A 20,233-nucleotide genomic window follows, 5' to 3' on the forward strand; every position below is an offset into this window, starting at 1 on the left:
ACCGACACCTCCGCCGTACCCCCAGGCCGAGGCCCGAGGCCCGAGGCCGTGCTCCTCACCGGAACAGCCGTCGCCACGTCTCCGGGCCCGGGTAGCCGTCGGCCGCCGCGCCCCGCCAGCCCTGGGCGCGCTGGAACGCCTCCACGTTGCGTCGGTCGCTCTCGCTCCAGGTGGGGCCGGGGCCCCGGGCGTAGTGGCGGCCGAAGCCCTTCCGCACGAGCTGGACGCCGAGCTGCTCGACCGCCGGGTGGGAGACCCCGGGCCGGAAGACGCCCGCCCCGGGGTAGGCCGGCGCCGTCCGCGCATCGGTGTCCTTCGGGGTCGCGGCCGCCGCGGGGATGTCCCGTCCCGTCCCCCGCATCAGGTACGACCACGTGGCCGGGCCGGGCAGGCCGTCCGCGCTCCCGCCCCGCCACCCCTGCGCCAGCTGGAAGGCCCGCGTCGCCCTGCGGTCCGCCTCGGTCCAGCGCGGTCCGGGGCCCGACCGGTAGAAGCGCTTGCCGCCCCGCGCGACCAGCGCCTCGCCGAGCCGGGTGACGTACGCGTTGTTCGCCCCGGGCCCGAAGGAGCCCGCCCCGGGGTAGCGCGTGCGGACCGGCCCGGAGCCGCTGCCCGCGCCCTTGCCCTCCGTGGTGGTCCCGGCCTCCTCGACGCCCTTGAAGCGATAGGCCAGATAGCGGTCGGAGTTCTCCCAGTAGGCATAGGGAGTCGCCTGCTTACGGGCGTGCGGGCGGGTCTGCTCGTAGGCGACGTAATGCGTTTGAGTGGCGTCCGTCCAGCCACCGAAAAGCGTCACGTGCGACCCCTTGGTCGGGTTCGCCGGATTGTGGAAGAGAAGAATGTCGCCGGGCTGGAGCTGTTCCTTCGTAATGCGCACCGCGTACTTGCCGAGGCTGCCCGTCCATTCGTTGCCGCTCAGGTTCCAGGCCATCGAGACAAAGCCGGAGCAGTCCTGGCGGTAACCGTCGCTCCAGTACGCCTCCATGCTGTACGGCACCTTCGCGTCGACCCACGTCATCGCCCGGTCGATGATCGTCGTCCGGGAGATCGAGTGGTACACCGACGACGCCGGCACGCCCGAACCGCCGTGCAGGGGGCTCGCGGGGCCCTGCGGCGTGTCGGGTCCCTCGTCCGCCGGACGGGCGTCCCGCCGGGCCGCCGCATGGCCTGCCGCCCCGGCACCCCCCACCTCGGTGCCGGCCGCCGCCGGCAGCGTCTGGCCGCCGAGCACCGTGCCCGCCGCCGCCGCGAGGACGAGGGCGCGCCGCGCGCCGTGCGCCGCCGGGTGGCCGCCGAGCCGCACGGGAAGCGCGTGGACCATGGCGCGCCGCCAGTGGAGACAACCGGGACAGCCGCAGTCGCTCTCGGGGTCGAATTCCTCGAATACCGGAGCGGCCTCCATGCGATTCCCCTCACACCCCAGAATAGAAAGTCCGCGCATCTGCACATCCGTCAGTTTCTCAACTGTCCCGGGATACCGCATGTTGACGGTCCGAATGATGTAGCGGCCCGCCCCGGCGGCTACCCGGGCCCCCGCGAGTTCCCTCTCCGGACGCCGCCCCGGCGGGCCGGGTGGTCAGGAGCACCCCCGGACATCCGGTAGAGTTCTCCAGGTCAGCAGGCGCCGCTAGCTCAGTTGGTTAGAGCAGCTGACTCTTAATCAGCGGGTCCGGGGTTCGAGTCCCTGGCGGCGCACAGACACCGAAGGCCCTCCGTTCACACGGGGGGCCTTCGTCGTGTGCCCTACCGCTACGGTTGCGCCATGGCGCGCGACATCCAGGAGCGGATCAAGAAGCTCATCATCGATTCCCGGCTGCCCTCCGGGGCCTCGCTCCCCACCGAGCCCGAGCTGATGGAGCGCCTCGGCGTCAGCAGGAACTCCGTGCGGGAGGCCCTCAAGGCGCTCCAGGCCGTCGGGATCGTGGAGATCCGGCACGGTTTCGGTACGTATGTCGGCCCGATGTCGGTCGCGCCGATGATCGAGGGCCTCGCCTTCCGCACGGTGGCGGGCCACTACCGCGGCGAGGACAGCCTGCTCCAGCTCCTGGAGCTGCGCGAGGCCGTGGAGACGGGGCTGATCGCGCGCCTGGCGGGCCGGGTCCCGGAGGCCGACCTCGCCGAACTGGACGCCTTGGTGGACCGGATGGACGCCGAGGCCGCCGCCCCCGACGGCACCGTGCGCGCGGAGACCGACCGCGCCTTCCACGCCGCCCTGTACCGCGGCCTCGGCAACCTCCTCCTCGGCGAGGTCCTGGAGGCGTTCTGGGACGCCTTCCACAAGGTCCGCACCGATCTGGTGGACGTACCGCAGGACCCCAAGGTCACCTGCCGCCAGCACCGCGAGATCGTGCAGGCGGTGCGCTCGGGGGACGCCGTCCGGGCCGAGCGGGCCATACGGGAGCACTTCGGCAACATTCGTACGCGTCTCAGCTCACCCGCCCCCACAGGCGCCCCCCATCGCACGTAGCCTCTGGCTCTCACGCGGCGGGCGGCACAGGGCAGTTGAGGACACCCCGGTGCCCCGTCCGTGGCGCAATCCTGACATGAGGCCCCCTGCCCACGAGGGCGTTACGCGCCGCCCCGGCCTGGGGACGCGCCGTCTGCGGGGAGTGGAGGAGACAGGGGCATGGGGTACCACCCGGCGCGCTGCGGCTCGCCGGGATGCTGGTGGAGGCCGCGGACACGCTGCGCGACGACTTCGACCCCGAGGCCCGTCTGCGACGGCTGTCGGACCACTGCGTGGAGCTGCTCCCGGCCCAGGGCGCCGGGGTGCTGTACGCCGACGGGGGCGAGGTCCGCCTCGTCGCCGGGGGCCGGCGACGGGACGTGGTGCACGCCCTGCTGGCGGCCCAGCGCGAGGGCGGCCCCTGCCGGGACGTCCTGGGCAACCGGCGCGGCGGTGGCGCCGGTGCGGATCGGCTCCGCGGAGTCGATGGCCCGCTGGCCCGCGTTCACCGGGCTGGCCGGCGCGTACGGCGTCACGCGGACCTTCGCCGTACCGCTGCGGCACGGCGGCGCGACGCTCGGGGTGCTGAACGTCTTCGGGACACGGCCCCCGCGGGACGAGCACGTCGCGCCCGGGGAGGCCGAGTCGCCTCGCGCAGATCCTCGCGGACGCCACGGCCCTGGGCCTGCCCCACCACCGCACCCTCACGGGCTGCCGGACGCTCACCGCGCAGCTCCAGCACGCCCTGGACAGCCGGGTCCGCGTGGAACAGGCCAAAGGCGTGCTCGCCGAGCGCCGGCACACCGGGGCGGACGAGGCGTTCGAGGCGCTGCGGCGCTACGCGCGCACGGAACGCCGGGCCATCGACCTGGTCGCCACCCAGGTGATCGAGGGGACATTCGACTGCGCGGCGCTGCGACGCGACCGGCCCGCCCCGTCCTGACAACCGGCTCGACACCCACTCCCCCGGGGCGCCGATTCGTCCTAGAGTTCGTCACACGGCCCGAGCCCCCGGCCTGTGGGCCGTCCCGCTCCTCGGAATGGCCCGTCGACCTCCCGCGCCGGTGCCGGGTTCCTCCCGCGACCCGCGCGCCCGCGGTCGAGGACCGCCCGGTCGGTGGCTCCCGGGGGGAGCGGGCCGCCGACCGGGTCGGATGCGCCGGACGCCGCGGGCCGGCGGGCGACGCCCGTGAGGTACGCGGAGACGATGACGTTGGCCGTGTAGGCGCGGGCGGCCCGGTCGAAGGTGCCGCCGCAGGTGATGAGGCGCAGCTCGGCGCGGCCCTCCTCGTGCGCGCCGTAGGCCTTGCGCGCGTCGAAGCGGGTACGGGCGACGACCTGGACGTCGTCGACGGTGAACTCCGCGACGGTCCCGTCGTCGCGCGCCACCCGGATCCGCTCGCCGGGCCGCACCGCGCTGAGGTCGTAGAAGACGGCGGGCTCCGTCTCCGTGTCGACGTGGCCGACGAAGAGGGCGGCGCCCGGGGCGCCGGGGCGGGTGCCGCCGCCGTACCAGCCGACGGTGTCCGCCCGGGCGTACGGCGGCGGGTCGATCGCGCCCTCGGGGTCCAGGCCGCGGGCCGTCACGGGCGCCGTCACGACCAGGGACGGCACGTCGACGCGGAGCGGGCGCGCGGGCGGCAGCGGTTCGTGCGCGGGCGGCAGGTCGACGTCCGGGGGGCGGCCCACCGCGGCCGCGTCGCCCTTCGTCGGCGCGGACATGCCGCCGGGCAGCGCGGAGAGGCCGCTGCCCCACAGCCCGAGGCCGCCCAGGAGAACCGCCCAGGCGAGGCCGGTCAGCAGGCGCGCGGAGCCGGACGGGCGTTCGCCGCCGGACACGACAGGGGCCCGTCCGTCACTCGGAGCGGTGCCGGCGGACGCTGCGGAAGGCCACGGCGACGGCCGCGACCCCGGCGAGGACCAGGCCGACCACGGCGTGCCGGGTGCCGGGGCCCGCCTCGTCGGCCCCTTCGGACGCGGCCGAGGTGAGCTGCGCGGTGCCGCCGCCACCGGCCCGCACCGGGGCGCTCGGCTCGGCGCTCCGCCCCGCCACGCGGACGGTGCCGACGCCCTGGTGGGGGTGGCCGTCGCAGATGACGGTGAGTTCGTAGGAGCCGGAGACGCCCTTGCGGATCTTCGCGGTGCCCTTGAGGTCGTCGCCACCCCGCCCGCTGAGCCGCGCCTCCCCCTCGAAGGCCCCCGCCCCGGCCGCCCCGGTGGCGCCCTCGCAGCCGGTCACGGTGACCTCCACGGAGGCGCCGGCGCCGGCGGTGGCAGGGGTGACGGTGGCCTCCACGGAGCCGCTCTCGTGGGCCCGGGCCACCCCGCCGGGCAGGGCGACCGCCACCAGGACGGCCACCCCGGCCGCACGGGGAGCAAGGGAACGTATTCGCATCGTGAACCTCCTGTCCTACGAGATTCACGCCGCGCCCGGCACGCCGCACCCCGGCACGGGTCAAACGGGGGCCGGGGCTCCAGAGGGCTTCTAGCCCTCCAGGGCTCCTGGGCCTCCAGGGCTCTAGATCCGCTCGACCAGGTCGGCGATGGAGTTCACGACGGTGGAGGGCCGGAACGGGTACTTGTCGATGTCCCGGCGCGAGGTCAGTCCGGTGAGCACCAGGAACGTCTCCATGCCCGCCTCCAGGCCGGCGAGGACGTCGGTGTCCATGCGGTCGCCGATCATCGCGCTGGTCTCCGAATGCGCCCCGATGGCGTTCAGCCCGGTCCGCATCATCAGCGGGTTGGGCTTGCCCGCGAAGTAGGGGTTCTTGCCGGTCGCCTTGGTGATCAGCGCGGCGACGGCGCCCGTGGCGGGCAGCGGCCCCTCGGTGGAGGGCCCGGTCTCGTCGGGGTTGGTGCAGATGAAGCGGGCCCCGCCGTTGATGAGCCGGACGGCCTTGGTCATGGCCTCGAAGGAGTACGTGCGGGTCTCGCCGAGCACCACGTAGTCGGGGTCGTGGTCGGTCAGGACGTAGCCGATGTCGTGCAGCGCGGTCGTCAGGCCGGCCTCGCCGATGACGTAGGCCGTGCCACCGGGGCGCTGGTCGTCGAGGAACTTGGCGGTGGCGAGCGCGGACGTCCAGATGTTCTCGACGGGCACTTCGAGGCCCATGCGGTTCAGGCGGGCCTGGAGGTCGCGCGCGGTGTAGATGGAGTTGTTGGTCAGGACGAGGAAGGGCCTGCCGGACTCGCGCAGCTTCTTGATGAACGTGTCGGCTCCCGGGATCGGGACGCCCTCGTGGATGAGCACGCCGTCCATGTCGGTGAGCCACGATTCGATGGGCTTGCGCTCTGCCATGCGGTGCACTCCTGCGGGGAAACGGGTGGGCTGGGGCGCCGGGACAGCGCTGTGCCGACGCCCCCACCCTAAACAGGAAGCCGCGATCTCGACCCTCGGCTGTTCGTCCCCGTCTCGCGGTCCCCCACGCCACTCCGGGCACAGTGCCCGAAGCGGGCCCGGCCCGGGTCAGGGGCGGCGGGTGCCCGAGCGCAGGCGCCGGTGGCGGGCCAGCAGGGCCGCGCCGCCGAGGAGGAGCATGCCGGCGGCGGCCCCGAGGCCGAGCAAGGTGATGACGCCGGTCTGCGCCAGCTGCTCGATGGAGTCCGCGCGCTCGATCGAGTCCGCGCGCCCGGTGGGGGACGGCTCCTCCGGGGCGTCGGCCGCGACGGTGAACGCGTAGTCGTTGGAGTCGCCGACCCACTCGCCGTCGTCGTCCCTGCGCTGGACGAGCGCGGCGGACGCCACGACGCGGGTGGGCCGCGTGTCGGCGCTGAAGCCGAGCCTGACCTTGACCTCGACACTCTCGCCGGGGCCGACCGTGAACCCGGGGAAACCGTCGTCGAAGACGCCGACGTGCTCGTCCTGATCGGTCCGCACGAACCGCACGGGCCGCCAGCGCGTCCCGTCGTGGAACTCCAGCCGGATCTGCTCGGACCGCAGCGGCTGCCGCTGGTCCACCAGGACCAGGATCGGGTGGACGCCCGAGCAGGGGTCGCCGGTGGTGTTGGTGAGGTCGATCGTCCAGCCCTGCCGGTCACCGCCCGGACGGTAGGCGGCGGGCCCCTCGTGGATGCGGGTGTCGATGGGAAAGACGTCGCTGTCGGCGGTCCCGCAGGCGGGCGGCACCACGACGGCGTGCCGCTGCTGACGCACCTGCGGTGCGGCCGCGGCCGGCCCCGGCGCGGCGGCGGACGTGAGAGCGGCGGCGACGGTGGTGGCGACGCCGAAGGTGAGAGAACTGCGGAATCGCATGCGGGGACCTTGCCACGCCCCCGGCCCCACCCCCCGCCGCCACCCGGCGGTAGACCCGATCGGCGGTTCCACAACCGCACGATCAGGCGGGATCACGCCGGGGGCGATTGGCGGGACGCCGGCCTTTGGGGGCCGGGCGGTAGTCGCGGGAGGGCCACATGCGCGACGAGGCGTTGCCCGGGCGCATGGACGGGGAGCCGTCCTGGGGGCCCGGGGGGCAGGACTGGTCCGCCGGCGCACAACGCCGCGCGAACGGGCGAGCTGCGCCCGGGGCGATTCGCGGGAGCCGCCTGAGGGGGTGTCAGGGGGAGACAGGGCCGACCCCTGGGCCCACAAGCGTACGAACGGATGGGCCCGCCCGGGGCGATGCGCGGGAGCCGGCCTGTGGGGCCAGGCGGCCACAGGGCCGCCTGGCAGGCCCATAACCGCACGACGACGGGGCCCCGGCCGGGAGCCCTTGACGGGATCCGACCCGAGGGGCCCGGCGGCGGCAGGACCGGTCCGCAGACCCACCGCGCACGATCGACGGGCGGCCACGCCGGAGCCATTGGCGGGGACGCCGACCTGGAGGCCAGGCTGCGGCGAGACCGACAGCCGGCCCACCGGCGCCCAAAGAGACGGGGCCCGCACGGGACCACTGACGGGGAACCCGACCTGAGGGGCGACGGACCGGCGCAGAACCGCACGGGGAGGCGGGTCCCCGCCCACGGCGATCGGCAGGGGACCCGACCCAGTGGGGCACCCGGTGACGGGGACGCCCCGCAGGCGCACGATCAGGCGAGGTCCTGGCCGCGGCGATGGGCGGGGAACGCCACCTCCGCCCGGCCGAACAGCGGCGCGAGGACGAGCTGGGCCGCGCCTTCCGCGACGGCGCGTTCGCCTCCCGGGGCGAGGGCGACGGGCACGTCCGCCGCCCCGCCACCACGCCGGGCACGGGTGGCGACGACCGTACCCACGCCGCGTACGAACAGCTCCTCGGCGGCGAACACGGTCCGTCCGCCCAGCAGGACGCGGTCGATGTCGAGCAGCCCGACAAGGTTGCCCGCGGCCGTGCCGAGCACGCGCGCGGCCTCGTCCAGATCGCCCCGGGCGACGGCCGCGAGGCACAGCGCCTCGACGCAGCCCCGGTCCCCGCACGCGCAGGGCGGACCGTCCAGCTGCAGCACCTGATGGCCGAACTCGCCGGCCCCGGTGCGTGCCCCGCGGTGCACGGAGCCCGCGAGCACGAGCCCGGCGCCCAGCCCTGTGCCCAGGTGCAGATACGCGAAGGAGCCGCCGGCGTCGGCACCGGCGAGGGCCAGGCCCAGAGCGGCGGCGTTGGTGTCCTTGTCCACGACGACCGGCAGCCCGAGCCGCCCCGCCAGCGCGTCCCGCAACGGATACCCGTCCCAGGCCGGAAACCCCGTCACCCGCCGCAACACCCCGCCCACATGATCGAGCGGCCCGGGCAGCGCGACGCCGACGCCGGACACACGGGGCCCGGGACCGGCCGCCGGCCCGCGTCCGGACGTAACGCCAGACCCGGCCGCTCGCCCGCCACCGGGCACAGCCTCGGGCCCCGCCGCCCGCTCCACACCGGGCACAGCCTCGGGCCCCACCGCCCGCTCCACACCGGGCACAGCCCCGGACCCCGCCGCCCGCTCCACACCGGGCACACCCCCAGGCGCCGCCGGCCGCCCGGCACCGGGCACCTGCCCGGATACGTCACCCAGGCCCGCGTCACTCGCCGCTGGAGCGACACCCGCCGCCTCACCGGGCCCCGCCGCCCGCCCGACCCCGGGCGCAGGCCCAGGCGCCACCGCCCGCCCGGCTCCGGGCACCGCCCCGGACACCTCACCGGGGCCCCCGTCACTCGCCCCCGAACCGGCACCCGCCACCTCACCGGGCCCCACCGCCCGCCCGGCACCGGGCACAGGCCCAGGCCCCGCCGCCCGCTCCACACCAGGCGCAGCCCCAGGCAACGCCCCCCGCAGGCCCGGCGGTTGCTCGGCCAACTCCGTCAGCAGCCCCCGTACCTCCTCCGCCGCCGTCTCCACGACCGTCTCCGCGCCCGCGCCGAAGGCGAGCGGGGCGCGGCGTTCGGCGACCACCGTGCCGGTGAGGTCGACGAGGACCGCCGTCAGCTCGTCGCGGTCCAGATGCAGGCCGACCGCGTGGCCCGCGTCGGGGACCAGGCGCAGGACGGTGCGCGGCTTGCCGCCCGTCGAGGCGCGGCGGCCCGCCTCCGCGGCCAGCCCCTCCGCCCGCAACCGCGCGGTGATCTTGCTGACGGCCTGCGGGGTGAGCCCCGTGCCCTCGGCCAGCTCCAGGCGGCTGATGCCCGCCTCGCCCGCCGCGCGCAGCAGATCGAGCACCAACGCGGCGTTGTGCCCGCGCAGCGCCGGCAGGTTCACTCCGGTGTTCACCCTGTTCCCGTACGACTTCACCCCGCCATTGTCTCCTCCGCTTGCACTTTGGCAACACCGTTGCTTAAGTGGAAAGCATGACTGGGACCTCGACCTCCGCAACTGCGACAAGCTCGGCTACCGGCACCGACAGCGAAACCGGCGCCCCCCTGCGCGTCGGCCTCGTGGGGTACGGCCTCGCGGGCTCCGTCTTCCACGCCCCGCTGATCGCCGCCACCGAGGGCCTGACCCTCGACACGGTCGTGACGTCGAACCCCCAGCGGCAGGACCAGGCCCGCGCCGAGTTCGGCGACGGCCTGCGCTGCGCGGCCTCGGCGGACGAACTGTGGGACCGGGCGGACGACCTGGACCTGATCGTCGTCGCGTCCCCCAACAAGACGCACGTGCCGCTCGCCACCGCCGCCCTGAAGGCGGGCCTGCCGGTCGTCGTCGACAAGCCGATCGCCGGCACGGCCGCCGAGGCCCGCGAGCTGGCCGCCCTCGCCGAGGAGCGCGGGCTGCTCCTGTCCGTCTTCCAGAACCGCCGCTGGGACAACGACTTCCGCACACTGCGCCGGCTCCTGGCGGACGGCGCGCTGGGCGACGTATGGCGCTTCGAATCCCGCTTCGAGCGGTGGCGGCCGAAGCCGAAGGGCGGCTGGCGCGAGTCCGGGGACCCGGAGGAGATCGGCGGTCTCCTCTACGACCTGGGCAGCCACGTCGTGGACCAGGCCCTGGTGCTGTTCGGCCCGGCCACGAGCGTGTACGCCGAGTCGGACGTCCGCCGCCCGGGCGCGGAGGCCGACGACGACACGTTCATCGCCCTGACCCACGCGAGCGGCGTCCGCTCGCACCTGTACATGAGCGCCACCACCTCCCAGCTCGGCCCGCGCTTCCGCGTCCTCGGCTCGGAGGCCGGGTACGTGAAGTACGGCCTGGACCCCCAGGAGGCGGCCCTGCGCGAGGGCGGGCGGCCCGCGACGCGGGACCCCTGGGGCGTGGAGCCGGAGACGATGTGGGGCCGGATCGGCGCCGGGGAGTCCCCGGTGACCGGCGGCGGCCGCCCCGTGCCGACGCTGCCCGGCGACTACCCCGCGTACTACGCGGCGGTGGCCGAGGCCCTGCGCGGCACCGGCGAGAACCCCGTCACCGCGCTCCAGGCCGCCGAGGCCCTGGACGTCCTGGAGGCGGCCCGCCGCTCGGCCCGCGACGGTGTGACGGTGACGCTGTGACCGCGGCACGGGAGACCACGGCCCCGCCTTCAAAGGCCCCGGCCGCCACCGCCCCGCCCGTCACCGCCCCAACCTCCACCGCCCCGACCGTCGCCGAACTGGAGGCCCAGGAGCGCCGCTTGGTGCTGCCCCGCTTCACGTACGACGACGCATGGGCGCTCGGCTCGCTCCTGGTGGAACTGGCGCGCGAGCGCCGCGCCCCGGTGGCGATCGACATCACCCGCGGCGGCCAGCAGCTCTTCCACGCGGCGCTGCCCGGTTCGACCCCGGACAATGACGCCTGGATCGCCCGCAAGCGCCGCGTCGTGGAACGCTACGGCTGCTCGTCGTACCTGGTCGGCTCCCGCTTCCGCGCCAAGGGCACGACGTTCGAGGCCTCCTCCCGCCTGGACCCCGACACGTACGCGGCCCACGGCGGCGCGTTCCCTCTGGCGGTCGCGGGCGCGGGCGTCATCGGCGCGGTGACCGTCTCGGGCCTGCCGCAGGTGGAGGACCACGCGCTGGTGGTGGAGGCGCTGGAACGCTTCACCACCGCGTAGGCGGCGACGCCCCCGGCCGGGGCCTGCGCCGGGACCTCGGACGGGAACCCCAGCCCTACGGGGTCGCCGGCCCCGCTTCATGAACCCGAGCGGGGAGTGCCGAGCCCCCCAGGGCACCCGGCCAGGGAGCACAGGGCCCCACCCAAAGCCCCCCGGGCAGGAACCACCCCACCCAAGGCCCGAGGCCCGAGGCCCGAGGCCCGAGGCCCGAGGCCCGAGGCCCGAGGCCAAGGGCAGAGGCCAAGGGCAGAGGCCAAGGGCAGAGGCCAAGGGCAGAGGCAGGGGGCAGAGCACCGCAGCCCCGCACAAGACCCAGGCCGGGCCTACGCGTCCTTCAGTGACTGCCGCTGCCGCCCCAGCCCCTCGATCTCCAGCTCCACCACATCGCCCGCCCGCAGATACGGCTTCGGCTCGGGCTGCCCCATCGCCACGCCCGCCGGCGTACCGGTGTTGATGACGTCGCCGGGGTAGAGCGTCATGAACTGGCTGACGTAGCGCACCACTTCGGCCACCGGGAAGATCTGCTGCGCGGTCGTGCCGTCCTGCTTCAGCTCGCCGTTGACCCAGAGTTTCAGGGACAGCGCCTGCGGGTCCGGTACCTCGTCGGCGGTGACGAGCCAGGGGCCGAGCGGGTTGAACGTCTCGCAGTTCTTGCCCTTGTCCCAGGTGCCGCCCCGCTCGATCTGGAACTCCCGCTCGGACACGTCGTGCGCCACCGCGTACCCCGCGACATGCGCCAGCGCCTGCTCGTGCGACTCCAGATAACGGGCCGTACGTCCGATGACCACCGCCAGTTCGACCTCCCAGTCGGTCTTCACCGACCGGCGCGGCACCAGCACGGTGTCGTCCGGGCCGATCACCGTGTCCGCCGCCTTGAAGAAAACGACGGGTTCGGCGGGCGGTTCGGCGCCCGTCTCGCGGGCGTGGTCGTGGTAGTTGAGCCCGATGCAGACGACCTTGCCGATCCGCGCGACCGGCGGCCCGATCCGCACCCCCTCGGCCGCGAGCGCCGGCAGCACCCCGGCGTCCGCGGCGGCCCGTATCCGGTCGAGCGTGCCGCCGTCGGAGAGCAGCGCCCCGTCGATGTCCGTGACGAGCCCCGACAGGTCCCGCAGGGTCCCCTGGGCGTCGAGCAGAGCGGGCCGCTCCGCCCCGGCCGTACCGACTCGCAGCAGCTTCATGGTCGAACTCCATTCCTTCGGTAGCCCGGCCGATGGGATGCGGCCATCGGAGGTTTGGTCGATCGTCCAAGGTGACTGTCCGCTCCGCAAGACCCCGTTCACGTACTGGACCCCTACTCAGCGGTAGCCACGCGTCCCGGGCCGTCAACCGGCGGCGGCCGCCAGCGGCATCCCGCCCGGCATGTCCCGGTAGAGCACCGCCCGCTCGACGGCGCTCCACGTCGTACTGGTCACCACGTACAGCGCGGCGGCCAGGGGTACGACGGCGACGGTGATCAGAGTCATGAACGACATCAGCGGCATGATCTTGGTGATGGCGCCCATGCCGGGCGTCGGCCGGTCACCGGCCTGCGGAAGCGGCGTGGCGGCGAGCTGCCGCTTGGTGCGCGCGTAGTTGAACGTGGCGACCGCCGCGACGATCACGAACAGCGCCAGATAGACGAGCCCCCGCGCCCCGAACACCCCGCCGTCGGCCAGGGCGTCCGCCCACCGGCCGCCGAGCGGCGCGGCGCCGAGGGTGTGACCGAGCAGCGCGTTCGACCCGCCGCCGAGGCCGGAGCTGGAGAAGAGGTGGTAGAGCAGGAAGAACGCCGGCAGCTGAAAGAGGCTCGGCAGGCAGCCGGAGAGGGGCGAGACGCGCTCCTTGCGGTGCAGTTCGAGGACCGCCTGCTGGAGCCTCTCGGGGTTCTTGCCGTGCTTCTTGCGCAACTCCGCGATCTGCGGCGAGAGCCGGGCGCGCGCCTTCTGCCCGCGGGCCGAGGCGCGCGACAGGGGGTGGACGAGGAGTCGTACGCAGGCGGTGAAGAGCACGATCGCGGCGGCGGTCGCCGAGCCGTGGAACAGCGGGCCGAGCAGGTCGGCCATGCGCGCGACCAGGTCCGCGAAGACGGACATGAAAGGGGACAGGAAGCTGGTCATGGAGGAGCCCTCCGAGGGGTCTCGTCGTGCCGGGAGAGGAGAGGCGAGGTCGGAAAGACGTCGCGTCGGCAGGACGAACCGCGAGGGGCTCGGGTGACGTGTGTGGTCCCCTACGCGGCCGTCGGAAGGTGACGGCCGGGCGCTCGGGGGCGCCTGCGACCCCGGGCGTCGGGGTCGCGCTGGGGCAGGAAGGCGGTACGCCGCTCACGGTCGCGGATGGCCGTACGCACACGGGTGCGGGGCACGGGGGGCGCGCAGCGCGCGGCGAGCAGGGAGCAGACGGCGAGGGCGGCCCCCGCGGCGGCGGTCGCGGCGAGGGCGACGGCCGCGGTGAGGCTGCCGGCGTCGACGAGGACGAGCTCGACGAGCAGGAACAGCAGGAGCAGGGCCGGGCGCGCGGCGGCTTTCCCACTACGCATCAACTCTCGCACCGCGTGTCCTCCTCCCCGACTCCGTCTCCACCCCCGTCTCCGTCTCCGGGGCAGTCCTCTTGCCCCGTTATACAGGACCGATGTCGCTGAACTGAAGGAGCCGGGTGCACGGGCTGGACCGACCCGACCGGCACGCGACTGACCGGATCCCCCGGTTCCGCCCAAGGCCGACCCCGGGCCGGGCGGCATCACGGACGGGGCCGCACGGATGAGGGGGTCGCCAAGCCCCGTCCTAGGAAGACGGACCGACTCGGCCGGGACGACGAACGACAGACGGCAGACGGCAGCCGGCAGACGGCAGGGCGCCCCGGTGGCCGATCCGCTGCTCACCGCCACGCGGACGACCGCGAGGCCCATCGCCGCGAGGCCCGTCACCGCGAGGCCCATCGCCGCGAGGCCCGTCACCGCGAGGCCCATCGCCGCGAGGCCCATCGCCGCGAGGCCCATCGCCGCGAGGCGAGGCAGGGAGAAGGATCCCCCCCCGGCCGATCCGACGGACCGTGCCCTCTGCGGAAGGCCCGCTCGGCAGTACCGTGTCCCGTATGCGCCCCGAGAAGCCTGCCGCCGCCGATCACGTCGACGCCGACCACATCGCCGAAGCCGCGCGCCTGGAACGCACGGCCGGCCTGTACCCGGAGGACGCCGAGCAACTGCTCCTCCAGGCCGCCGCCCACCTCGAACTGGCCGGCGTCCGCGAGCGCGCGACGACGCTCTACGACCGCCTGCTGTCCGCCGACGCCGAGTACCCCCCGTCCTCCCCCGTGCTCATCCGCGCCCTGAAGGCCGCGAACCTCTGGGAGTACGACCACGAGGCGGAGGCCCGCGCCATCATCGACGGGGTCCGCGCGGCGGCCCCCCGGGACCCGGCGCCCTGGGTGATCGTGGCGGAGTCCCTGGAAGCGCACGACGAACTGGAGCAGGCGCACGCCACGTTCACGGAGGCGGTGACGCTGCTGCTCCCGCCGGAGACACCGGACCCGCCGTACGCGACGCATCCGCTGCTCTTCGGCCGGCACCGCGTACGCCGCCTGCTCGGCGCGGACCACGACGCGTGGGACACCTTGGCGGACCGCGTCTCGACGGCGCCCGTCTCCCTGGACGAACTGCACGACCCCAAGCGGGTCTGGTCCCTGGGCTCGGAGAACCCCGCGGAACTCCGCGCGGAGATCACCCGCATCCAGGCGGAACTCGGCTCCTACCGCGAGGCCCTGTCCCGCCCCTTCCCGGTGGCGGTCCTGCACTGGCCAAAAGCGGAACTGACGGAACTCGTGACGGCGTACCCGTCCCTGACGGCCGAATACCCCTCGCACGAGGCGCACTTGGCGACCATAGAGTCCTCCCTGCGCGAACTCTCCGCCTCGGGCACCCCCAACCTCGGCATCGTCACCGGCACGGTCCCCTCCTACGAGGCCTTCGCAGCCTCAGAATCCACCTCCCCGGACCACCCGGACCTACTCCCCCAATACGCCACCACCCTGGCAGCCCGAGGCCGCGCCACGGCCTGGCCGCCCGAGGCTTCGTCGGAGTGCTGGTGCGGCTCGGGGGCGACGTATGGGCGATGCCACGGGGTTCGGTAAAGCGTTCCCGAAGGATCTATTCGGCCAAGAAGAAGCCGGACTTTCCCATGCCTTCGTGTCGCCTTGTGGCGCCGGTGTCAGCTGCTATCACATGTGAGGCATTGCGCTGACGTGAGCGCTCTAACTGGAGCATGTAAGAACAGACACATCAGCGCCCGGCGACAGGGAGGACAGCACCATCCGCACTAACCAAGCAATGAGGGCCTATCCGCACCAAAAGGACATGTTGGAACGCCTGGAAGTAGAGCGTTCAGTCCGAGGTCGGCACCACAATCTCCTTGTCGCCGCAACGGGTACCGGCAAGACCGTGATGGCAGCGCTTGATTACAAGCAGCTACGCCAGAAGGCGGGTCGTGACCTGCGACTGCTCTTCATTGCACACAGAAAGGAGATCTTGGATCAATCTTTGGAAACTTATCGCAAAGTGCTCGGCGAAGCAGACTTTGGCGAGCTCCTTTACAGTGGAGAGATTCCGAAGAACTGGGCACACGTCTTTGCGAGCGTTCAGTCAATCAACTCACGGGCCCTCGAGCAACTCTCATCCGATCACTTTGATATTATTGTCATCGATGAATTCCACCACGGAACATCTCCTACCTACCGGAGAATCATCGACCACTTCACCCCAGAAGAGCTTCTCGGCCTTACTGCCACCCCCGAGCGCATGGATGGCAAAAATATCCAGGACGAGTTCTTCGACGGAAATATCGCAGCAGAGATGCGACTTTGGGAGGCGCTGGAAAACTCCCTCCTCTGCCCATTCCGCTATTACGGAATCAGTGATAGTACCGACTTGAGCGCAGTGGAGTGGAAGCGTGGAGCCTACGACATGGCTTCGCTCAGCGGCGTCTTCACAGGAAATGACGCACGGGCCCGGCTTGTCGTAAAGGCAGTGCGAGATAAGGTTCCCTCCCCCAGCAAAATGCGCGCTCTGGGCTTCTGCGTCTCAGTCGCCCATGCGCATTTCATGGCCCAGCATTTTCGTAAGGCAGGGATCAAAGCTGTCGCACTCTCTGGCGAGTCTCACCGCGATGAGCGCGAGCGAGTACTCAACGAACTCAGAGCCGGCGAGATCCGCGTCGTCTTCTCCGTTGACCTTTTCAACGAGGGACTCGACATCCCGGAGGTCGATACGGTGCTTCTCCTCCGCCCGACGGCGAGCGCTACGGTCTTTCTCCAGCAACTTGGCCGTGGATTGAGACGCACAGAGACAAAAGATACTCTTACCGTTATTGACTTCATCGGACAACACCGTAAAGAGTTTCGCTTCGAAAATCAGTTTCGCGCCCTGACTAATCTCACCAGGAAACGCCTCATAGACAATATAGTCCATGATTTCCCTCTGCTTCCTTCCGGCTGCCAAATCGTCTTGGAGCCAAAGGCAAAGCAGTCCATCATCCAGAACATTAAAGAGCAGCTCAACGTTAACGTCACCACGCTAGCCCGTGAGGTAGCTACTTACGCCGAGACGCACCTATCTACCTATCTAGAGGAGAGCGGACGGGAGATCAAGGAAATCTATCGCGGAGGCAACGGTAACTCGTGGACCAAGCTGCTGCGGCGCTCCAACCTAATTTCTGCTGGCGAACCTAAGGGAGAAACCGAGCTGCTCAAGCGTCTCCCGTCGTTCCTTCATGTCGACGATCGCGAGCGCATCGACGCGTACAAGCAAATCTTGTCGGACAGTTCTCCGACATACGATTCCCTTCCTCCCTTGGAGCAGAGTTACGCTCGCATGCTTTTTTTCAACTTGTGGGATAAAGGAGGAAATTTCTCTACCTACCAGGATGGACTAACCTATCTCCGTACACAGCAGGCTGTACGTGAAGAGATCGGCCAAGTGCTCGATCACTGCCTGGCTACCGCGGACCACTTTCCGATTCCTCTAGGAGGAGTTCATAGCCAACTCCCTCTGAAGATTCATAGTTCTTATAACCGCTCAGAAATTCTTGCAGCGCTTGGTGTGGCTCGACTGGGTGGCCAAATGCCTGGATCTTTCGCCCAAGGCGTAGTGGACGCTAAAGAGATCAACTCTGATGCCCTTCTCATCACGCTGGAAAAGGACGAGAAGGACTTCTCACCTACAGTGCGATACAGGGACTACGCGGTGAGTCCTACCCAGTTCCACTGGGAGTCACAGAGCACTACAGATGAGAACTCTGCCACCGGACGTCGGTATCGCGAACATGTACAACGAGGCAGGCACATTCTGCTGTTCGTTCGTCGGTATAAGACCACAGATATCGGTGGCGCTGAGCCATGGATGTTCCTGGGTCCAGCCCGTTACGTTTCCCACAGTGGGAGCAAGCCTATGGCGATCGTCTGGGAGCTTGAGCAGGAGATGCCAGCCGATGTATGGACTTACTCGGCGAGTACATCGCTTTGAGGCCTCAGTCGCACGTTACTCCTAACAGGCCGGTCTCTTTTCCTAGATAACTGGCTGGTTTGGGTCGCGAATGATGGCGCCTGCCCGCTCTACGAACGCAGAGTGTGCATGCGTCATCCCGCGGTTGGCACTCTCCCAGTGGTCCCACCCCTGAGTCCGCGACCGGGGTCGGGCTCCTTCACCCTGCGCCAGCCGCAGAGCCTGCGCCGCCGCAATCGTGCTGACCGTAAGCTCATGCGCTAAGCGGATCACCTCCTCGGGTCCCCATAGCGCCAGTTGCCTTGCGCATGACTGCATCGTCATGCTCCTCACGACCAGCTCTTCTCTGGCTTCATCAGAGAGCCTGCCGCCCGCTCGTATCCCCGGTGCAGCTCGCGCCAGGGTGTCCTCAACAGCCGACTGGGCAGCAAGCAGCTGCCCATATGCCTGTTGCCTCTGCCCACGGACCCATTGGAGATGTTCGGCGACAGCCTGGCCTTCCACCTGCAAGCGTGCTGCCTCAACTGCCTTTGACCCACCGATCCTTGCGCCCCGAACAGCCCAGATGCCACCGGCGAAGGCGCCGGCGATCGCTCCGACGAGACCGAAAGCTCCAGCGAGTACCGCAGCTATCCCCTGATCCATGCCGCCATCGTCTCTTGTGCAGGCTCGACCACCAAACCGTTCGGCATGATCCTCACTTGACCTGCGTGCCACTCTCGCGGCCTCACGGTCTAGCCTCTACGCCATGACGACATCCGCGCCCACGCTCATGCCCGGAGATGTCCGCACACGTGCGGAGATCCGTCAGGAGTTGGGGGGAAGTCCCCAAGGTGGGATCTGCCCGTCCGAATCCAAGAAGACCGTTGTCCTCTTCTCCGACGTCAACGCCGGTGCCTCTTACGGGTATCGGGATGGATGGCTAGCTGAGGAGGACGATCTAGGTCCCATCTACACCTACACCGGGGCCGGAGCTAGAGGAACCCAAACCTTTGGCGGTCTCTACGGCAAGGGCAACTCTGCGGTGCTCGACCATGCTGAACGCGGACGCACTCTCCACTTGTTCATCGCGGAGGGCAAGGTCCCTGGGTCTGGGACGCGCACTCATCGCTACATAGGAACCTTCAAGGTCGATGAGCGCACTCCTTATCACTTGCAACCGGCTCTCGACGAGAACGGAGAAAACCGAAGCGTCATCGTTTTCCATCTGCGCCCAACTGGCCAGGTGTTCCGATCTGATGCACATACGCTTCCGCCAGCAAGAGAGACACGGCCCATCTTCTTTCGTGGGCGAGAAGGAAGACGTCTGGCCAGAGCGCAGCGTAGACAGCGAAATGCACGACGCAACGCCACACTTGAAGAGGTAATGGCCCAGCGGCGTGACGAGTTGAGCGAGAGCTACGAGAACGAACTGAGCGAAGCGGGTCACTCAGTCGGTCAACTACAGGTAGAGATCGCTAACAAGACTGCCACACTGCTCTCTGACCTCTACGATGAGAGTGACAACACTCTCTACGAGCCGGCCGGCAGTACATCACGTGAAGCCATTAGAAATGCATTGGCCCAGTTGTTGGACATCAGCAGGTACCTGCGCTCCATAGAGCACAGTGAACCGCTTCGACTGATGGTACTGGCGCCTGAGTTGCCGGATGCCGACATTCGTGAGCTGCTGGAAGAACATGGTGTCGGGGTCATCTACCGCAATGACGCCGGAGGATTCTCGGAGTTCCAAGGTGACCGACGGAATTCTGGCTCGGACGGCGGTTCGCTCTCTCCCTGCGTGAGATGCCCGGCACTCAGTGCCTAACTGTCGACTGCGGCTGAACGTGCCGGCGTAACCTTGGTAGGCCCATCCGGCCGGTATGGGTCGCAAGGCGCCGCCCCCTACCGCCCCCCGCCCCGGAACGTCGCTCGGTATGAGCCGGGGGTCACCCCTACCGTCGTGCCGAAGTGTTGTCTCAGGGACGTCGCCGTGCCGAAGCCCGATTCCGTGGCTATGCGGTCGATCGTGTGGTCCGTGGACTCCAGGAGTTCGCGGGCCCTGTCCACCCGGCGTTGCGTCAGCCACTGGAGCGGGGTCAGGCCCGTCTCCTCGCGGAAGCGGCGGCTGAACGTGCGTACGCTCATCGACTCCACCGCCGCCAGGTCCGCCAGCGTCAGCGGGTCCGCCAGGTGGTCCAGGGCCCAGGCCCGCGCCCGGGCCGTCGACGTCAGGCCCGGTTCCGGCAGCGGGCGGTGGATGTACTGGGACTGGCCACCCTCCCTGTGGGGCGGGACGACCGTGCGGCGGGCCACCTCCGCCGCGACCGCCGCCCCGTGGTCCCGGCGGATCAGGTGCAGGCACAGGTCGATCCCCGCCGCCTCCCCCGCCGAGGTGAGCACCTCCCCCTCGTCCACGTACAGGACATCCGCGTCCACCGTCACCGCCGGGAACCTCCGCGCGAGGAGCGGCGACGACATCCAGTGCGTCGTCGCCCTGCGGCCGTCCAGCAGGCCCGCCGCCGCCAGCACGAACGCCCCCGTGCAGATCGACGCCACCCTGCGCCCCTCCCGAAGGCCGAGCGCCGACGCCACCTCCGATGACAGGCCGCCCGGCGCCAGGTCCTCGTCGCTCTCGTGCGACGCCGGCACGATCACCGTGTCCGCCGCCGCCACCGTCTCCAGGCCGTGCTCCGCGTAGATCGGGAAGTCGGCATCCGTGCGGACCCTGCCGGGGTGCGGGGCGCAGGTGCGGATCTCGTAGAGAAGGTCCCCGGACGGTCCGCGCGCCGTGCCGAGGAGTTGGTGGACCAGGCCCAGTTCCATCGGCAGTACGCCGTCCCTGACCAGGACCGCCACCACGGACCTCGGCGTCGCCGCCGTCGCCGTCGCCTTCTGCTTTACGTCCCTCACCCGCCTCGGCATCGCT

Annotated in this window: 16 protein-coding genes, 1 tRNA gene and 2 pseudogenes; 8 read left to right on the forward strand and 11 right to left on the reverse strand. The window is 70.9% G+C overall.

Features of this window, described 5'->3' with window-relative positions:
- Positions 1-55: 55 nt before the first annotated feature.
- Positions 56-1,402 (reverse strand): peptidoglycan-binding protein, encoded by a 1,347-nt coding sequence (locus ACZ516_RS05270; RefSeq protein WP_361076118.1) that lies wholly within the window; start codon positions 1,400-1,402, stop codon positions 56-58.
- A gap of 219 nt (positions 1,403-1,621) precedes the next feature.
- On the opposite strand from ACZ516_RS05270, the gene ACZ516_RS05275 reads away from it, so the two are divergent.
- Both ACZ516_RS05275 and ACZ516_RS05280 read left to right on the forward strand, forming a co-directional pair.
- Positions 1,622-1,695 (forward strand) — tRNA-Lys (locus tag ACZ516_RS05275).
- Positions 1,696-1,762: 67 nt separating this feature from the next.
- Positions 1,763-2,467: a FadR/GntR family transcriptional regulator gene (locus ACZ516_RS05280; protein ID WP_469008576.1), complete on the forward strand. Its 705-nt coding sequence runs from the start codon at positions 1,763-1,765 to the stop codon at positions 2,465-2,467.
- Between the two features lie 101 nt (positions 2,468-2,568).
- Here the strand turns inward: ACZ516_RS05280 and ACZ516_RS05285 are convergent, their stop codons facing one another.
- Complete coding sequence (locus ACZ516_RS05285) at positions 2,569-2,982, reverse strand: hypothetical protein (RefSeq protein WP_469008578.1); 414 nt, start codon at positions 2,980-2,982, stop codon at positions 2,569-2,571.
- A 227-nt stretch (positions 2,983-3,209) separates the two neighbouring features.
- Here ACZ516_RS05285 and ACZ516_RS05290 point away from each other — a divergent pair, with 227 nt between their 5' ends.
- Positions 3,210-3,389, forward strand: coding sequence for an ANTAR domain-containing protein (locus ACZ516_RS05290; protein WP_469008579.1), 180 nt, complete (start codon positions 3,210-3,212; stop codon positions 3,387-3,389).
- 242 nt (positions 3,390-3,631) lie between these two features.
- Here the strand turns inward: ACZ516_RS05290 and ACZ516_RS05295 are convergent.
- The 5 genes and pseudogenes from ACZ516_RS05295 to ACZ516_RS05315 all read right to left on the reverse strand — a co-directional run.
- A pseudogene (locus ACZ516_RS05295) lies at positions 3,632-4,285 on the reverse strand (class F sortase); the annotation flags it as partial.
- Between the two features lie 16 nt (positions 4,286-4,301).
- Complete coding sequence (locus ACZ516_RS05300) at positions 4,302-4,841, reverse strand: hypothetical protein (protein ID WP_469008581.1); 540 nt, start codon at positions 4,839-4,841, stop codon at positions 4,302-4,304.
- A gap of 123 nt (positions 4,842-4,964) precedes the next feature.
- Positions 4,965-5,744 (reverse strand): HAD-IIA family hydrolase, encoded by a 780-nt coding sequence (locus ACZ516_RS05305; RefSeq protein WP_361076127.1) that lies wholly within the window; start codon positions 5,742-5,744, stop codon positions 4,965-4,967.
- Between the two features lie 168 nt (positions 5,745-5,912).
- Positions 5,913-6,698, reverse strand: a complete 786-nt coding sequence (locus ACZ516_RS05310) for a hypothetical protein (RefSeq protein ID WP_469008583.1) — start codon at positions 6,696-6,698, stop codon at positions 5,913-5,915.
- A 773-nt stretch (positions 6,699-7,471) separates the two neighbouring features.
- Positions 7,472-8,638 (reverse strand): ROK family protein, encoded by a 1,167-nt coding sequence (locus tag ACZ516_RS05315; RefSeq protein ID WP_469008734.1) that lies wholly within the window; start codon positions 8,636-8,638, stop codon positions 7,472-7,474.
- A 542-nt stretch (positions 8,639-9,180) separates the two neighbouring features.
- Here ACZ516_RS05315 and ACZ516_RS05320 point away from each other — a divergent pair.
- The gene (locus tag ACZ516_RS05320) at positions 9,181-10,314 is read left to right on the forward strand and encodes a Gfo/Idh/MocA family oxidoreductase (RefSeq protein WP_469008585.1); all 1,134 of its coding nucleotides are present in this window, start codon (positions 9,181-9,183) and stop codon (positions 10,312-10,314) included.
- A 98-nt stretch (positions 10,315-10,412) separates the two neighbouring features.
- Positions 10,413-10,853, forward strand: coding sequence for a heme-degrading domain-containing protein (locus ACZ516_RS05325; RefSeq protein ID WP_358580173.1), 441 nt, complete (start codon positions 10,413-10,415; stop codon positions 10,851-10,853).
- A 323-nt stretch (positions 10,854-11,176) separates the two neighbouring features.
- Here ACZ516_RS05325 and ACZ516_RS05330 read toward each other — a convergent pair whose 3' ends face one another.
- From ACZ516_RS05330 to ACZ516_RS05340, 3 genes are all read right to left on the reverse strand, one after another.
- Positions 11,177-12,034, reverse strand: a complete 858-nt coding sequence (locus ACZ516_RS05330) for a fumarylacetoacetate hydrolase family protein (RefSeq protein WP_358580060.1) — start codon at positions 12,032-12,034, stop codon at positions 11,177-11,179.
- A 144-nt stretch (positions 12,035-12,178) separates the two neighbouring features.
- Positions 12,179-12,940, reverse strand: a complete 762-nt coding sequence (locus ACZ516_RS05335) for a YidC/Oxa1 family membrane protein insertase (protein ID WP_361076449.1) — start codon at positions 12,938-12,940, stop codon at positions 12,179-12,181.
- Positions 12,941-13,062: 122 nt separating this feature from the next.
- Positions 13,063-13,371: a DUF6412 domain-containing protein gene (locus tag ACZ516_RS05340; RefSeq protein WP_358580063.1), complete on the reverse strand. Its 309-nt coding sequence runs from the start codon at positions 13,369-13,371 to the stop codon at positions 13,063-13,065.
- Between the two features lie 554 nt (positions 13,372-13,925).
- Here ACZ516_RS05340 and ACZ516_RS05345 point away from each other — a divergent pair.
- The 3 genes and pseudogenes from ACZ516_RS05345 to ACZ516_RS05355 all read left to right on the forward strand — a co-directional run bounded on the left by ACZ516_RS05345 (position 13,926) and on the right by ACZ516_RS05355 (position 19,132).
- The gene (locus ACZ516_RS05345; RefSeq protein WP_469008587.1) at positions 13,926-14,960 is read left to right on the forward strand and encodes an SEC-C domain-containing protein; all 1,035 of its coding nucleotides are present in this window, start codon (positions 13,926-13,928) and stop codon (positions 14,958-14,960) included.
- Positions 14,961-15,156: 196 nt separating this feature from the next.
- Positions 15,157-17,346, forward strand: a pseudogene (locus ACZ516_RS05350) (DUF3427 domain-containing protein); the annotation flags it as partial.
- Between the two features lie 727 nt (positions 17,347-18,073).
- The gene (locus ACZ516_RS05355; protein WP_469008588.1) at positions 18,074-19,132 is read left to right on the forward strand and encodes an SRA domain-containing endonuclease; all 1,059 of its coding nucleotides are present in this window, start codon (positions 18,074-18,076) and stop codon (positions 19,130-19,132) included.
- A gap of 77 nt (positions 19,133-19,209) precedes the next feature.
- On the opposite strand, the gene ACZ516_RS05360 is transcribed toward ACZ516_RS05355, so the two are convergent.
- Positions 19,210-20,229 (reverse strand): GlxA family transcriptional regulator, encoded by a 1,020-nt coding sequence (locus ACZ516_RS05360; RefSeq protein WP_469008589.1) that lies wholly within the window; start codon positions 20,227-20,229, stop codon positions 19,210-19,212.
- Positions 20,230-20,233 lie beyond the last annotated feature (4 nt).

It is taken from the genome of Streptomyces sp. NPDC034037, from assembly GCF_055575715.1.

Excerpts from the sequence above, each read along its gene's own strand:
- ACZ516_RS05270 (WP_361076118.1), bottom strand. The coding sequence starts at position 1,402 with ATGGAGGCCGCTCCGGTATTCGAGGAATTCGACCCCGAGAGCGACTGC.
- ACZ516_RS05280 (WP_469008576.1), top strand. The coding sequence starts at position 1,763 with ATGGCGCGCGACATCCAGGAGCGGATCAAGAAGCTCATCATCGATTCC.
- ACZ516_RS05300 (WP_469008581.1), bottom strand. The coding sequence starts at position 4,841 with ATGCGAATACGTTCCCTTGCTCCCCGTGCGGCCGGGGTGGCCGTCCTG.
- ACZ516_RS05305 (WP_361076127.1), bottom strand. The coding sequence starts at position 5,744 with ATGGCAGAGCGCAAGCCCATCGAATCGTGGCTCACCGACATGGACGGC.
- ACZ516_RS05310 (WP_469008583.1), bottom strand. The coding sequence starts at position 6,698 with ATGCGATTCCGCAGTTCTCTCACCTTCGGCGTCGCCACCACCGTCGCC.
- ACZ516_RS05320 (WP_469008585.1), top strand. The coding sequence starts at position 9,181 with ATGACTGGGACCTCGACCTCCGCAACTGCGACAAGCTCGGCTACCGGC.
- ACZ516_RS05330 (WP_358580060.1), bottom strand. The coding sequence starts at position 12,034 with ATGAAGCTGCTGCGAGTCGGTACGGCCGGGGCGGAGCGGCCCGCTCTG.
- ACZ516_RS05340 (WP_358580063.1), bottom strand. The coding sequence starts at position 13,371 with ATGCGTAGTGGGAAAGCCGCCGCGCGCCCGGCCCTGCTCCTGCTGTTC.
- ACZ516_RS05345 (WP_469008587.1), top strand. The coding sequence starts at position 13,926 with ATGCGCCCCGAGAAGCCTGCCGCCGCCGATCACGTCGACGCCGACCAC.
- ACZ516_RS05355 (WP_469008588.1), top strand. The coding sequence starts at position 18,074 with ATGACGACATCCGCGCCCACGCTCATGCCCGGAGATGTCCGCACACGT.
- ACZ516_RS05360 (WP_469008589.1), bottom strand. The coding sequence starts at position 20,229 with ATGCCGAGGCGGGTGAGGGACGTAAAGCAGAAGGCGACGGCGACGGCG.